Origin of the sequence: Microbacterium sp. bgisy203, assembly GCF_965345155.1 — a bacterium.
Classification (GTDB): Bacteria; Actinomycetota; Actinomycetes; order Actinomycetales; family Microbacteriaceae; genus Microbacterium.
Genome location: NZ_CBDRLZ010000008.1, coordinates 106,807 through 120,570, shown reverse-complemented (window position 1 = coordinate 120,570; position 13,764 = coordinate 106,807). Strand labels below are relative to the sequence as shown.

Below are 13,764 nucleotides of genomic sequence, written 5' to 3'. Positions count from 1 at the left end.
GTTGTAGGTTCCACGCCGAAATGACATATTCCACGGGTAGTTGGCAGGCACTTGGCATCCCCGCAATTTGCTGTGGACGGGATACCGGTCCGGACTGAGAGAGGAGGGGCTGTGACGGAGTCGTCGTACTTGTTCGATGACAACCCGGCGACACAGGATCTGACGGGCTTGCATGCGGTGGCGGTCGCCGTTGCCAACGTTGCCGTGGACGCGCGGTTCGAGACGCTGACCGTGGGCCTGAACTCGCCGTGGGGCGGCGGCAAGAGCACCGCGCTGAACTTGATCGAACAAGAACTCCGGCCGCAAGATCTCCTGGAGGTCACTCGCGCAGCCGTCCTAGCCCTCGGCCTTGACCGCGTCGTGGTGCACGTCGAGGTCATGGTGACCGCGACCGGGTGCAAGATCGTCGAGGTCAACGGCCGACTCGGCGGAGACCTCATTCCCTACCTGGGTTCCCTCGTCACGGGTGTCAGGCCCGGCGCGGTCGCCGGCCACGTGGCGATGGGCGTGCAGCCTGCCGCCGAGCCCACACACGATCCAAGCGCACGTTGCGCAGGCATCCAGTTCTTCTACCCGGAGCGAGATCTGGTGTTCGAGGACATTGAGGTCGACGATGCGCTCGTCGATGCGAGCTGGTGCGAGAGCGTCCGTATCCTTGGCCAGTTAGGTATGGAGGCCCGGCTCCCTCCCCGGGGTTTCCTCGCACGGCTGGCCTGCGCTGTCGTCGTCGCAGACACGCCCGCGATGCTGACCGAGCATCTGAATGCGGCAGCCCGAGGCGTGCGGCCCGTAGGCCAGTGGCTGTAGCAGCGTGCGCTACCGTCGCCTAATCCTCATTCCCGGGTACGGGTTGGGTCCCCGATCCTGGGGTCCGCTACTGAGGGACCTTGACCCTCCTCCGTCGCAGGAGGTCGTCTGTTATCGCTACGACGCGATCTCCCTCCAGAGGGGAGCTCGTGCGGTATCCGTGCTCGACGCGCTCGCCGATCGACTGCGCAGCGACCTCGCCGACCCTCGCCCCACCCTCGTTGTCGCGTTCTCCCTTGGTACAGCCGTCCTCGGCGCTGCGTTGCGCGCGGGCGCGGCTCCCGCCGGCATCGTGACGATCGGCGGGCTGCCCGGTCCGGAGCCGATGAGTGAGGCGTACGCGGCGATCGCCGACGATCTGCCGCGCACGCACGGCCACGACCGATCGCTGGCGGCGCTCTCCGCGGAGACGGAGGATGGACAGATGCGCGTCGCCACGGAGCTCGCGAGCTTCCCGCTCCCGCTGCGGCAGCAACTCGCCACATCGACTACGGTCTCCTCGACACGTCAGTCGACCACCATCCCCTGGCTGCTCGTTCTCGGCCGCAGCGATCGGATCCTGGTGGCCTCGCATGAGGCAGGCCTGGACCACCTGACCTCGCAGGGGAGCACCGTCGTGATCGACGGGGGTCATGCGGTCCATCTCGATGCCCCCACCGCGACAGCCGAGGCGATCCGCGCCTGGGCGGGCCATCGGTGACGGGCCCGGGAGGCAACTCGAGCTCGGTGGACGACGACCTCGTCGCGCTGCGCCGTCTCGGCGATTCGCTGCCGCTCCCGCCTGGGATCCCGGTGATCGGGGCGATCGCTCGGGCTGACGTCGCGTTGGCAACCCTCCGGCATCACCCACACCTGCTATCGACCGCCGAGGCCGACCGTGTGAAGGGACTTTCGAACGCCGCTCAACAGGCCGCGTTTATCGCGGTTCGGGCTATTGCGCGTGTGGCGGTGTCGTCGCTGACCCGCACCCCGCCGGACGAGGTGCGCATAGAGCAGCGTTGCAGCGTGTGCGGAGCACCTGGCCACGGTAGACCCCGGATCCGGTCTCGCACCGGCGACTATGACGCGGTGTTCGTTAGTTGGTCGCACGCAGGGGCATGGGTGATGGTCGCAGCCGCCCCCGTGCCGATCGGCGTTGACATCGAAACCGTAGAGGCGCACGTGCCGCGCACTCCTGCCATCTTCTGCGCGAGCGAGCTGAGCGCGCTCGATCGATGCAACGATCCGTCGGAGACCGCATTGCGGTGGAGCGCCCGGTGCGATCCCGGCGATCGGCGGCGCGATGGACCTCGCGATCGGCGCGAAGAACGTCTACGTCATGACCGATCTGCTCACGCGTGACGGCACCTCCAAGCTCGTCGAGCGCTGCACGTATCCGCTCACGGGGGCGGCCTGCGTCACGCGCGTCTACACCGATCACGCGATCTTCGACGTCACCGAGGGCGGGTTCGCCGTGCGCGAGGCGTTCGGCGACAACACCGTCGCGTCGCTCGCCGAGCTGACCGGGCTCGACCTCGTGGGGCTCGACCCGACCGACACCGAACAGGAGCAGCCATGACCGCCGCCTTCGTCTACGACGCCGTCCGCACGCCGTTCGGACGGGCGGGAGGAGCGCTCTCCGGCATCCGGCCCGACGATCTCGCCGCGCTCGTGATGAGGGCGTCCGTCGAGCGGACGGGCATCGACCCCGCGCGCATCGACGACCTCGTCTTCGGCGACGCGAACCAGGCCGGCGAAGACAACCGCAACGTCGCGCGGTTCGGCGCCCTGCTCGCGGGGTTCCCGACGAGTGTGACGGGCGTCACGGTCAACCGGCTCTGCGCGTCGAGCGTCGAGGCGGTCATGCAGGGGTCGCGCGCGATCGAGACCGGCGACGCCGACATCGTGCTCGCGGGCGGCGTCGAGTCGATGAGCCGCGCGCCGTTCGTCGTCGAGAAGTCGCCCAAGCCGTGGCCGAGCGTCGGCAATCAGACCCTGTGGAACACCTCGATCGGCTGGCGGATGACCAACCCCGCGCTGCCGACGCCGTGGACCATCAGCAACGGCGAGTCCGCCGAGAAGATCGCGCGGGAGTGGGGGATCTCTCGTGAGGATCAGGATGCCTTCGCCGTGCGCTCGCACCGCCTCGCCGCGCAGGCCTGGGCGGACGGGGTCTACGACGGCGAGATCGTCGGCGTGCCCGGTACGACGCTCAGCCGCGACGAAGGCATCCGCGACGACACCTCGCTCGAGAAGCTCGCGGGACTGCCCGCCCTGTTCGCCGCGGACGGCACGGTGACGGCGGGCAACTCCTCGCCGATCAACGACGGCGCCTCGGCGGTGCTGATCGGCGCGGAGGGCGCGGTGGATGCCGAGCCGCTCGCCCGCATCGCGGGCCGCGCGGCGCACGGGGTCGACCCGGACGACTTCCCGATCGCGCCGATCGAGGCGGCGAACAAGGCGCTCGCGCGCGCGGGGCGCACGTGGGCGGACGTCGACGTCGTCGAGCTGAACGAGGCGTTCGCCTCTCAGTCGCTCGCGTGCCTGGCAGGCTGGCCCGAGCTCGATCCCGAGCGTCTCAACGTCCACGGCGGTGCGCTCGCGATCGGCCATCCCCTCGGTGCGTCCGGCGGACGCATCATCGGGCACGCGGCGCACGAGCTGGCCCGCCGCGGGGGAGGCGTCGCCGTCGCCGCCATCTGCATCGGCGTCGGCCAGGGCCTGGCCGTCGTCCTCGAGCGCTGATCAGCGCAGTTCGTCGCGTACGATCGCCGCTCCCGCGCTCAGCGCGCTCATCTTCTCGAGCGCGACCCGGCGGGGCAGGGGCGCCATGCCGCAGTTCGTCGACGGGATGAGCTTCTCGGCATCCACGAAGTGCAGCACGCGGCGCAGGGTGTGGGCGACCTCCTCGGGGGTCTCGACCTCGTCCGTGGCGACGTCGATCGCGCCGAGCATGACCTTCTTTCCGCGGACGAGTTCGATGAGGTCCATCGGCACGTGCGAGTGCTGGGACTCGAGCGAGACGATGTCGATCGACGAACGCTGCAGCAGCGGGAAGGACTCCTCGTACTGACGCCACTCCGACCCGAGGGTCGCCTTCCACTCGGTGTTGGCCGCGATGCCGTAGCCGTAGCAGATGTGTACGGCGGTCTCGGCGCGGAGCCCCTCGGCGGCTCGCTCGAGCGTCGCGACTCCCCAGTCGCGCACGTCGTCGAAGAAGACGTTGAAGGCGGGCTCGTCGAACTGGATGAGGTCGACGCCGGCCGCTTCGAGCTCGCGCGCCTCCTCGTTGAGGATCGTCGCGAACTCCCACGCGAGCTTCTCGCGGCTGCCGTAGTGCCGGTCGGCCAGGGTGTCGATCATCGTCATGGGGCCGGGCAGCGCCCACTTGATCGGGCGGTCGGTCAGGGAGCGCAGGAACCTGGCATCCTCGACGAACACGGGCTTCTCGCGGCTGACGGCGCCGACGACGGTCGGCACGCTCGCGTCGTACCGGTCGCGGATGCGCACGGTCTCACGCCGCTCGAAGTCGACGCCGCTCAGGTGCTCGATGAAGGTCGTCACGAAGTGCTGGCGGGTCTGCTCGCCGTCGCTGACGATGTGGATGCCGCGGCGCTCCTGCTCGAGGACGGCGCTGCGCAAGGCATCCTGCTTTCCCTCGACGAGTTCGGCGCCGGAGAGCTTCCAGTCGCCCCAGAGCTTCTCGGTCTCGCTCAGCCAGGACGGCTTCGGGAGGCTCCCGACGATGGCGGTGGGGAGCAGTCCGGCACCGGACGCGTTCATGCGAAGGGAGCCAGCTCGCCCGCCAGCTCTCCCGCGGCCCACCGCTGGAGCAGCTCGCCGTGGGGTGCGATGAAGCGCTCCTCGGTGTAGCGGCCCTGCGTGACGGCGAGACGGCTGCGCTCGTCTCGGTCGTAGTCGACCTGCGTGCGCGAGAAGTCCTGCTGGTCGAGCCTCGGCCGGTAGACGCCTCCGGCGGCGGAGTTCGCGTTGTAGATCTCGGGTCGGTAGATCTTCTGGAACGTCTCCATCGTGCCGATCGTGCCGATGAGCTGCAGCGGCGTGTAGTCGTTGAGCAGGTCGCCGCGGAAGTAGAACGCGAACGGGGCGACGCTCCCGGGCGGCATGAAGTAGCGCGATGCGAGCCCCATCTTGCCGAAGTACTCGTCGGTGAGCGAGAACGCGTCCTGCGCGTACTCGACGCCGAGCACCGGGTGGTGGTTGGCCGTCCGCTCGTAGGTGCGGCTCGTCGAGACGCTGATGCAGATGACGGGCGATTGCGGGAAGCGCGCGCGGTAGGCATCCGAGGCGAGGAATGCCTGAAAGAGCTTGCCGTGCAGGTCGCCGAAATCCTCGGGAACGGTGAACCCGCCGGCGGCCTTCTGCGCGGCCGGCAGCACGACGCTGAAGTCGTAGTCGCGCACGTAGGAGGAGAAGTTGTTCCCGACGATGCCGTGGCGGCGGATGCCGGTGCGCCGGTCGACGATCTGCACGTCCAAGAACTCGAGAAGGGGGAACTGCTCGTCGGTCGTGGCGCCCGGGCCGGTGAACTCCAGCGCGACGGAGACGATGTCGAGCTCGACGCCGTAGCGGTCGCGCGCCGGGTTGTCCCAGTGCGCGAGGTCGTTGACGCGCCCCTCGATCATCGTCAGGGCGTTCCGGAGGTTCTGCTGACGGTGCTCTCCGCGCGCGAGGTTCGCGAAGTTCGTCGTGATGCGCGAGCTCTCGGCGGGCGCGTAGTCCTCGTCGAATCGCGTCGTGGAGAGATGGAAGGTGAAGTCGTTCGGCATGATCCCCCATCGTGCAGGCATCCGGGATCCATCGGGAAACTCGATGTAACTATGCGCCGGTATAGCCTTTGGCTATGGTCAAGGCGTCGAGCGGCATTTCGCTGCAGCAGCTGCACTACTTCATCGAGGTCGCGGCGGAAGGATCGATCAGCGCTGCCGCCGACCTTCTCTACGTCTCGCAGCCGACCGTCTCGGCGGCGATGAAGGACCTCGAGACCCGGGTGGGGCGCGCACTACTCGTCCGCTCCGCGCGGGGGGTGACACTCACCGCCGAGGGCGTGGAGTTCCTCGGGTACGCGCGTCAGGTGGTCGAGCAGGTCGCGCTCCTCGAGCAGCGCTACCTCGGGCGGCCGCCGTCGCGGCGCCTCCTCGGCGTCTCGACGCAGCACTACTCCTTCGCGGTCGACGCGTTCGTGCGGATGGTGAAGGCGAGCGGGGCGGCGGAGTACGAGTTCTCCTTGAGGGAAACGCGCACGTGGGAGATCATCGAAGACGTCCGCACGCTCCGGAGCGAACTCGGCATCCTGTACCGGAACGACTTCAATCGGAACGTCATCGACAAACTGCTGCGCGACTCGGGGCTCGCGTTCCGGCCGCTGTTCTTCGCCGAGCCGCACATCTTCATCTCACGGAAGAACCCGCTCGCGGCGCGGGATCGCGTGACGCTCGATGACCTCGCCGACCTCCCGCGCCTGACGTTCGATCAGGGGGCGAACAACTCGTTCTTCCTCTCCGAGGAGATCTTGTCCACGCTGTCGAGCGCGCGTGAGATCCGCGTCTCGGACCGTGCGACGATCTTCAACCTCATGATCGGGCTCGGCGGCTACACGATCTCGAGCGGCATCATCAGCGACGACCTCGACCCCGAGATCGTCGCCGTGCCGCTCGCGGTCGACGAGCGCATCGAGATCGGCTGGATCGGTCACTCCGCGATCCCCCTCACCGACCAGGCGCAGCGCTACCTCGCCGAGGTGCGCACGGTCGTCGCGGGATTCGGGGTCGAGGTGCTCGGGTAGTGAGGGCGGCGACGGGCGCGAGTTCACGTTCGGACACGCTCCGGGGCGTCGATGAACTTCCGGTTCACACGCCTAGGCTGGCCGTCAGGTGTGAGGTGGGCGTGGGAGGTGGGGCGTGAGGTCGGGCAGGAGTTCGGAGCGAGCGAATCCGCGAGCGATCGGCGTCGTCGAGCTCGTCTTGTGCGTCCTGCTCGGAATCACCGCGGGGGCATCCTTCGCCGGCGCGACCGCCGACGGGTGGCTGTTCGCGGTCGGGGCGATCGCTGTCGTCGACGCGCTCATCGCGATGGAGCTCTCGCGCAGGGCGTTCCGTCTGGCGCCCGTCGGAAGGTCGACACCGGGCGAGGAGAAGTCCATCGGTTGGGTCGCGGCGGCGGCGTTTCTCATGACCGTCTTGACGATCCCGCTGTTCTTCGTCGGCATCGCTGTCGGCAGCCGTAACGTGCCGGCAGCGACGGTGATCGTCTTCCTGCTGAACGTCGTCGTACTCCTCGCGGGTGCGCGACTGATCCGCGCCGCTCGCGTGCTGTCGGTGACGCCTCCCGTCACTCCGCGCGACGCAGCTCGATGACGGGAATCGTGCGCGTCGTGCGTTGCTCGTACTGACGGAAGCCGTCGGATGCCTCGGTGAAGCGCAGCCATCCGGCATCCCGTTCCTCGCCGTCCAGCACGCGGGCGGTGACCGCGACGGTGCCGTCGCCCGGCGTTTCGATCTCGATCTCGGGGTGCGCGCGGAGGTTGTGGTACCAGGCAGGATTGTCGGGGGCGCCGGCCTTGGATGCCGCGATGAGCCACGTGTCGGGAGACGTGCGGATCGACACGACCGGGCTCACTCGGTCGATGCCCGACTTCGCGCCGCGGTGATGGAGGAGCACGAGCGACGATCCGAACTGCGCGACGTGGCCGCCGCTTCGGCGGAACTCCTCGATGACCCGCTCGTTGAACCCGCTCATGAGACCTCCCGTGCGACGCTGCCGTTGTCGGTGGACTCAGGGTAGCCCCGCGGTAGGCTCGAGGGTATGGGAACAACACACGCGGCGCCCGTGATGGGGCGCTTCTTCACGATTCGCGACCGTCGCGCCTGACGGCGCCGTCGCTGAGTCTCGCGTAAGCGCGCCGTCTTCCGGATGCCCTGGCACTCCGGCAGCGCGTTCTCTCCTCTCCTGACGCACGCTGTGCCGGAGTGCTCCGATCCCATGCTTTGGAGCGCTCGTGCGTACTCATTCATCCTCTGCCTCGTCTCGAGGCTCATCCTCCGGTGGCCGACATGAACTCGGCCAGAACTTCCTCGTCCACCCTCCGACGATCGCCCGGATCGTCGCGCTCGTCGCGGCGACCGAGGGCGGCATCCTCGAGATCGGCGCCGGCGACGGCGCTCTGACCTCCGAACTCGCTGTCCTTCGCCGCCCCCTGACGGCCATCGACATCGACGAGCGCCGTGTCGACGGCTTGCGTGCCAGGGTGGCACGCGTCCGTCTCGAACGCGCCGACGTCTTGTCGTACCCGATCACGCAACCGGTGGTGGTCGGGAACGTCCCGTTCCATCTGACGACGCCGATCCTCCGGAGACTCCTCCGCGAGAAGGAGTGGCGCGAGGCGGTTCTCCTGACCCAGTGGGAGGTTGCGCGCAAGCGCGCGGGCGTCGGCGGGAGCACCATGATGACCGCGCAGTCCGCGCCGTGGTTCGAGTTCCGCCTGCACGGCAGGGTGCCGGCGCGCGGGTTTCGACCGATGCCGAGTGTCGACGGCGGAGTGTTGTCGATCTCTCGTCGCGCGGATCCGCTGGTGGCAGTGCGTGACCGGCGCGGATACGAACGATTCGTACGCGACGTCTTCACCGGCCGCGGGCGCGACGTGCGCCAGATCCTTCGCGGGATGGCGTCGGGCTCCGGCGCGGCGCGGCGCGTCGACGCTGTGCCGGTCGAGCGAGGGTCGCTTCCGCGCGATCTCGATGTCGCGCAGTGGGCGGCGTTGTGGGAGGCGTTCCGGGGCGGGTGAGCGCGCGGGTGCGGCATCGACGTGATGGGCGTGACGCTCCCGGTGCGCCGTGCTCTCCGCGATCGCGCGAGAATGGACGGATGCTCCACGAGGTCACGCCCGGTGTGCTGGTCGCCACGAGTCGGCGGATGTCGACCACCAGCACGATCGTCACGGACGGCGAGACCGCTCTGCTCGTCGACCCGACATGGATGCCGGACGAGCTCGACAGCCTCGCTGCCGCGCTTGCCGACCGGGGGCTGAGCGTCGCCGGCGGGTTCGCGACGCACGCGCACCACGACCACCTGCTCTGGCATCCCGGCTTCGGGCCGGCGCCCCGCTGGGCGTCGGTGACGACGGAGCGATACGCGGCATCCGAACGGGATGGACTCGTCGAGAACCTCGGTTCCGACTTCCCTCCCGAGCTCGTCGACCTGATGGGGCGAGTGACAGGCGCTGAGGCGATCCCGGCATCCTCGCTGCCGCACGGCGTCGACGTGGAGCTGGTCGTCCACGACGGGCACGCGCCCGGCCACACCGCGCTATGGCTGCCACGGCAGCGGGTGCTGATCGCGGGCGACATGCTCAGCGACATCGAGCTGCCGCTGCCGTTCTGGCCCGACGACCTGCCCGCCTACCTCGCCGCGCTCGACATGCTAGCGCCGTACGCGGATCAGGCATCCCTCGTCATCCCGGGTCACGGCACCGTCGGCGGGGATGCCGCCGCGCGCCTCGATGCCGACCGGCGCTACCTCGATGACGTTCAGCGTCGCGGCTCCTCGGACGATCCGCGCGTGCGGAACCCCGGCATGGCGGAGGAGTACGCGCACCTGCAGCGCCTCGTCGCGGAATCCTCCGGTCGGGCGCCTTCTGACAGCATGGGCGGATGACGATCACGATCCGCGAGCCGGTCGCGGAGGATGCGGACGCGATCGCCTCTCTCCACGTCGCGACGTGGCGCGAGGCCTACGCGCACCTCCTGCCCGACGACTTCTTCACCGACGAGTACATCGCCGGTCGACATCGGATGTGGACGCACGTCCTCGGGGATCCGCGCGCCGAGATGACAGTGCGCGTCGCCGAGCAGGACGACGGCTCCCTCGTGGGATTCGCGTGGGCGGGGCCGTCGTCGGCTCAGGCGAGCGAGCCGCCCGTGCGCGAGCGCGCGCTCTACGCGATCTACGTCCTTGCGCGAGCGTACGGGTCGGGTGTCGGGCAGGCGCTGCTCGACGCGACGCTCGGCAACGGTCCGGCGCAGCTCTGGGTCGCGAAGGAGAATCCGCGCGCGACGCGGTTCTACGAGCGCAATGGATTCGCGTTCGACGGCACCGAGCAGATCGATCCGCACGCGCCGCTCATCACCGATGCGCGGATGGTGCGCTGACAATCGCGGCTCCTCAAAGTATCTTGATGTCGAGAGACTTTGGAGGATCGTGAAGCTTCATCATGTGCAGGTGTCGATGCCGCAGGGCGAAGAGGATCGGGCGCGCGAGTTCTACCGCGACGCGCTGGGGCTGACGGAAGTCGAGAAGCCGCCGTCGCTGGCGGGCCGCGGCGGGTGCTGGTTCCGCGCGTTCGACGGTGACGTCGTGACGGCCGAGCTGCACCTCGGAGTGGATGATCCCTTCGTCCCGGCCAAGAAGGCGCATCCGGCGCTCGTCGTTGATGATGTCGATGCGCTGGAGGCGATCGCCGCGCAGATTGACGCAGCCGGGTTCGAGGTGTCGTGGGTCGAGCGCGACACGCTGGAGTACTTCACCAGGTTTCACGCGCGCGACGGCTTCGGTAACCGCGTAGAGGTGCTGACACCCGCCAGAATCGAAAGATGACATCCTCAGGGAACCCCGCCGCTCTCATCGATCTCTGGCCCGCAGCCGGGGCGCGCGTCCGCGCCGGTGATCTCGAGATGCGCTGGATCGACGATGCCCTCGCCGTGGATCTCGCCCTCCTCGCGGGACGGGGCGTGCACGATGACGACGCGATGCCGTTCAACTACCCGTGGACGCGCGGGACGCCCCGCGAGGTCGCGCGGAGTGTTCTCGCCTTTCAGTGGTCCGCGCGCTCGCTGGTGACGCCGAAGCGACTCGTACTCGAGCTGGGCGTTCGGGTCGATGGCCAACCGGTCGGCATCCAGAGCGCCTCCGGTGATCGCTGGGCGGAACTCCGTGAGGTGGAGACCGGTTCGTGGCTCGGTCGCGCGTACCAGGGTCGTGGCATCGGCACGCGGATGAGGGCGCTCATGCTGCATTTCTGTTTCGAGGCCCTCGGCGCCGAGTCCGTCACGTCGTCGGCGTTCGAGGACAATGCGGCGTCCAATGCGGTATCGCTGCGCACGGGATATGTCCGCGACGGTATATGGCGCGCGGTGCGGGACGGGAAGGCCGCGACTCAGGTGCGCTACCGCATGGATCGGTCGCGGTGGGACGCTGTGCGCGCCGCCAACCAGGAGCTCCTCGGCGCCGACGTGGTGGTCGCCGGAGTCGATCGCCTCCTCGACGATCTCGCCACGGACGCAGGGAACGCGGAATGACCGCAATGCCGCCGCTCGCCCGTCGGCCGGACGATGCAGCGCAACGCTCACGCAACGCGCGCGTGCAGGCGTGGCTCAGCGTGGCGATCCTCGTTCTCGCCCTCGTCGGCCTGTTCGTCCAGGTGCACGTCGCGGCCGAGGCGGGACTTCACCTGCGCGCCCGCCGCCTCGGCGGATGGGGCGGACTCCCCGGAGCCGTGCACGTGGCGGCGGGGCTCGTGGGCGCGAGCCTTCTCGTCATGACGCGAGTGAACGACGGGGAGCGGTACGTGTGGCCGGTGCGCGGGATGCGCCCGATGTGGTCGCGAGGCCGAGACGCGTCGGTCGTCTGCGCGGCGGGGGTCGCGATGATCGCGTGGGGCGAGCTCGCGGTGCGGCCCACGCTCCTCGCGAGGGCGTGGGACGAGCGCTATCTCTCGCGCGTACCGCTCGGCGCCGGGCCCGACATGCTGGTGGCGGGGATCGGCGACGTGATGATCGCGTACTACCTCACCGTCGCGGTGATCCTCCTCGTCCACGTCGGCGGCCTGGCGCTGAATCCCGTCACCGCGAAACGGCATTCCGCGATCCTGGACCGCTTCCTCACCCGCCGAGGATGGCAGCGGCGTTGAGAGGCGCGGAAAATGGCGACATGACCCATCCCGACCCGCCTCGCCAGCTCCGCCTCATCATCGAGACGACCGAGTTCGACGATGCCGTCCGCTTCTTCCGCGATGTGCTGGGGATGCCGGAACAGCCCGCTTTCGCGACCGAGGGTGACGACCGGGTGTCGATCCTGCACGCCGGCGTCGCGACGATCGAGCTGGCCACACCGACGCACGTGCACAACATCGACGACGTCGAGGGCGCTCCGCGCAGCGCGCCGGGGACCCTCCGTATCGCGCTCGAAGTCGCCGACACCGTGGCCGCCACGAAGGCGGCGCAGGATGCCGGGGCCGCCGAGATCGCGCCGCCGATCGAGACGCCGTTCCGCACGATCAACGCGCGCGTGCAGGGGCCGGGCAACTGGCAGGTGACGTTCTTCCAGGAACTCGAGACGCTCGAAGAACGGGCCGAGCGCGACGGCTTCACGACGGATGACGCGCGGCCGCGCTGACGCGCACCGCCATGCGGCTAGCGAGCGGCTCAGGACCCGGCGGGGTCGGCTGGGTCGTAGGCGGTGTTGAGGAGGCGTCGCCATGGGGGATCGGTGGTCGTTGAGGGGGCGGCTTGGGCGACTGGTGGTGCGTTGCTGCGGTAGCGCCGCCCGGTCGGCGAGGTGAACGCGAGTGTTCCCCCGCCCAGCTGTTGAATGTGCCACGGTGACGCGTGCTTGAGGCGGTGGTGGCGTCGGCAGAGCAGTGCGAGGTTGTCGGTGCGGGTGGGGCCGCCTTCGGAGAAGGGGATGGTGTGGTCGGCGTCGCAGCGGGGGGCGGGTCTGCGGCATCCGGGCCACCGGCAGTGGCGGTCGCGGGCGTTCAGGAGGCGGCGGAGCCGGGTGCTGGGCCGGTAGGTGTCGATGCGGAGGGGTTCGTGGGTGATCGGGTGGGTCATGACGCGTTCCCAGCACGATGCTCCGGCGGCGAGGATGCGGGCGGTGCCGGGGTCGATGGGGCCGTGCCCGTCGAGGGTCGCGGGAGCGTTGTCGAGTCCGGCGAGGGTGAGGAGGGGCACCGTGACGTGCACGGTCGCGCGGATCGCACCGAGTCCGCCGTCGCCGTGCGCGGTGGGCGCGCCGGAGAGGAGCAGATCGCAGGCGACGTCGGCGCGGCGTTGGTCGAGGGTCCGGTCGTCGTCGTCCGGCTCACCGTCGGGGTCGCCGGATGCTGCGGCATCCGCACCGCCGACATCCCCGTCGCCGGGCGTGGGGGTGTCGAGGGCGGCCGCCATGTCGGTGATCCGCTCGAAGATGCCCTGGACGAGCACGGCGGGAGCGTCGAGGAGAAGACGGGCGAGTCCGTCCTGCAGGGCGTAGGTCTTCACCTGACGTGCCGCGAGGGCTTCCTGGTGGCGGGTGTCGACGATGTCGGGCTGCAGACGCGCTGCGATCGTGCGGGCGCTCTCCCGGACGGATGCCGCGGTCTCCGTCTCGGCCAGGGGGAGGACGAGGCTTTCGTACTCGGCCCGCCGCTCGGGGTCTAGCGGCATGCCGCCGTCGATGATCGCCGACGCATGCCGGTCATCGATCCGCCCCTCACGCAGCGCGTCGAGGGTCGCGGGATACGTCGACACGAGCGCCGCCCCATCACCCAGCCAGGACGACACGGTCCGCTCCCCGACCCGCAGCGCCGCGGACAGCTCGGCCATCACCTCCCGCAACGGGATCGTGTCACCGATCTCACCCCGGCCGCCCCCACGTCCGGCGCCCCGCGCCGCCTGAAGCTGCGCCACCCGCAGTGCGACCAGGTCCAGAGCCTCGGCACACACTTCGGCGCGCTCAGCCTGCAACCGCGACATCTCGACCCGGTTCGCCTCCGCCCGCGACACCAGCGCGGACAACTCCGCCCAGTGGGGGTCTCGCTGTAGCCGGTCCATACGCACTCCTGACGTCGATATCTCAACGTCCGGTGGCACCGCCGGCTCTACCCTTGCGGCCACATGAGAGGATGACCGCCACCACCAGCATAGAACAGAACTGCGACCATATGCAAGAGCACCGGAGGAGAATGAGCGATATATCTACGAG

The 13,764-nt window shown here is 69.4% G+C and carries 17 protein-coding genes and 1 pseudogene; 14 read left to right on the top strand and 4 right to left on the bottom strand.

Going from position 1 to position 13,764, the window contains the following annotated elements; all coding sequences use genetic code 11:
* Positions 1–111: 111 nt before the first annotated feature.
* The 5 genes and pseudogenes from ACRVYW_RS12155 (at position 112) to ACRVYW_RS12135 (ending at position 3,531) form a co-directional block, all read left to right on the top strand.
* Positions 112–807 carry a hypothetical protein gene (locus ACRVYW_RS12155; protein WP_431804943.1) on the top strand — a complete coding sequence of 232 codons (696 nt, stop codon included), beginning with the start codon at positions 112–114 and terminating at the stop codon, positions 805–807.
* Positions 808–811: 4 nt separating this feature from the next.
* A complete protein-coding gene (locus ACRVYW_RS12150) occupies positions 812–1,507 on the top strand; it encodes an alpha/beta hydrolase (protein WP_431804941.1) in 696 nt (231 codons plus the stop codon).
* 26 nt (positions 1,508–1,533) lie between these two features.
* On the top strand, positions 1,534–2,148 hold the full coding sequence (locus ACRVYW_RS12145; RefSeq protein WP_431804939.1) for a 4'-phosphopantetheinyl transferase family protein: 615 nt from the start codon (positions 1,534–1,536) through the stop codon (positions 2,146–2,148).
* A pseudogene (locus tag ACRVYW_RS12140) lies at positions 2,054–2,365 on the top strand (CoA-transferase); the annotation flags it as partial. The gene ACRVYW_RS12145 and the pseudogene ACRVYW_RS12140, both read left to right, overlap by 95 nt.
* The gene (locus ACRVYW_RS12135) at positions 2,362–3,531 is read left to right on the top strand and encodes a thiolase family protein (protein ID WP_431804937.1); all 1,170 of its coding nucleotides are present in this window, start codon (positions 2,362–2,364) and stop codon (positions 3,529–3,531) included. The pseudogene ACRVYW_RS12140 and the gene ACRVYW_RS12135, both read left to right, overlap by 4 nt.
* Here ACRVYW_RS12135 and ACRVYW_RS12130 read toward each other — a convergent pair whose 3' ends face one another.
* Together ACRVYW_RS12130 and ACRVYW_RS12125 are read right to left on the bottom strand one after the other, a co-directional pair.
* Positions 3,532–4,569, bottom strand: a complete 1,038-nt coding sequence (locus ACRVYW_RS12130) for a methionine synthase (protein ID WP_431804935.1) — start codon at positions 4,567–4,569, stop codon at positions 3,532–3,534.
* Positions 4,566–5,576 carry a putative oxygenase MesX gene (locus tag ACRVYW_RS12125; RefSeq protein WP_431804954.1) on the bottom strand — a complete coding sequence of 337 codons (1,011 nt, stop codon included), beginning with the start codon at positions 5,574–5,576 and terminating at the stop codon, positions 4,566–4,568. Before ACRVYW_RS12125 ends, ACRVYW_RS12130 begins: the two co-directional genes overlap by 4 nt.
* A gap of 74 nt (positions 5,577–5,650) precedes the next feature.
* On the opposite strand from ACRVYW_RS12125, the gene ACRVYW_RS12120 reads away from it, so the two are divergent.
* Together ACRVYW_RS12120 and ACRVYW_RS12115 are read left to right on the top strand one after the other, a co-directional pair.
* Positions 5,651–6,592, top strand: coding sequence for a LysR family transcriptional regulator (locus ACRVYW_RS12120; protein ID WP_431804933.1), 942 nt, complete (start codon positions 5,651–5,653; stop codon positions 6,590–6,592).
* A 115-nt stretch (positions 6,593–6,707) separates the two neighbouring features.
* The gene (locus tag ACRVYW_RS12115) at positions 6,708–7,163 is read left to right on the top strand and encodes a hypothetical protein (protein ID WP_431804931.1); all 456 of its coding nucleotides are present in this window, start codon (positions 6,708–6,710) and stop codon (positions 7,161–7,163) included.
* On the opposite strand, the gene ACRVYW_RS12110 is transcribed toward ACRVYW_RS12115, so the two are convergent.
* Positions 7,138–7,545, bottom strand: coding sequence for a nitroreductase family deazaflavin-dependent oxidoreductase (locus tag ACRVYW_RS12110; RefSeq protein ID WP_431804930.1), 408 nt, complete (start codon positions 7,543–7,545; stop codon positions 7,138–7,140). The genes ACRVYW_RS12115 and ACRVYW_RS12110 overlap by 26 nt on opposite strands.
* A gap of 259 nt (positions 7,546–7,804) precedes the next feature.
* On the opposite strand from ACRVYW_RS12110, the gene erm reads away from it, so the two are divergent.
* The 7 genes from erm (at position 7,805) to ACRVYW_RS12075 (ending at position 12,195) form a co-directional block, all read left to right on the top strand.
* Positions 7,805–8,590 (top strand): 23S ribosomal RNA methyltransferase Erm, encoded by a 786-nt coding sequence (gene erm, locus ACRVYW_RS12105; RefSeq protein ID WP_431804928.1) that lies wholly within the window; start codon positions 7,805–7,807, stop codon positions 8,588–8,590.
* Positions 8,591–8,670: 80 nt separating this feature from the next.
* Positions 8,671–9,459, top strand: coding sequence for an MBL fold metallo-hydrolase (locus ACRVYW_RS12100; protein ID WP_431804926.1), 789 nt, complete (start codon positions 8,671–8,673; stop codon positions 9,457–9,459).
* Complete coding sequence (locus tag ACRVYW_RS12095; protein WP_431804924.1) at positions 9,456–9,953, top strand: N-acetyltransferase family protein; 498 nt, start codon at positions 9,456–9,458, stop codon at positions 9,951–9,953. Before ACRVYW_RS12100 ends, ACRVYW_RS12095 begins: the two co-directional genes overlap by 4 nt.
* Before the next feature lie 49 nt (positions 9,954–10,002).
* Complete coding sequence (locus ACRVYW_RS12090) at positions 10,003–10,398, top strand: VOC family protein (protein WP_431804952.1); 396 nt, start codon at positions 10,003–10,005, stop codon at positions 10,396–10,398.
* Positions 10,395–11,099, top strand: coding sequence for a GNAT family N-acetyltransferase (locus ACRVYW_RS12085; RefSeq protein ID WP_431804922.1), 705 nt, complete (start codon positions 10,395–10,397; stop codon positions 11,097–11,099). The genes ACRVYW_RS12090 and ACRVYW_RS12085 overlap by 4 nt, the downstream gene beginning before the upstream one ends.
* Positions 11,096–11,710 (top strand): hypothetical protein, encoded by a 615-nt coding sequence (locus tag ACRVYW_RS12080; RefSeq protein WP_431804920.1) that lies wholly within the window; start codon positions 11,096–11,098, stop codon positions 11,708–11,710. Before ACRVYW_RS12085 ends, ACRVYW_RS12080 begins: the two co-directional genes overlap by 4 nt.
* A gap of 20 nt (positions 11,711–11,730) precedes the next feature.
* Positions 11,731–12,195 (top strand): VOC family protein, encoded by a 465-nt coding sequence (locus ACRVYW_RS12075; protein WP_431804919.1) that lies wholly within the window; start codon positions 11,731–11,733, stop codon positions 12,193–12,195.
* Between the two features lie 29 nt (positions 12,196–12,224).
* Here the strand turns inward: ACRVYW_RS12075 and ACRVYW_RS12070 are convergent, their stop codons facing one another.
* Positions 12,225–13,535, bottom strand: a complete 1,311-nt coding sequence (locus ACRVYW_RS12070) for a DUF222 domain-containing protein (RefSeq protein WP_431804917.1) — start codon at positions 13,533–13,535, stop codon at positions 12,225–12,227.
* Positions 13,536–13,764 lie beyond the last annotated feature (229 nt).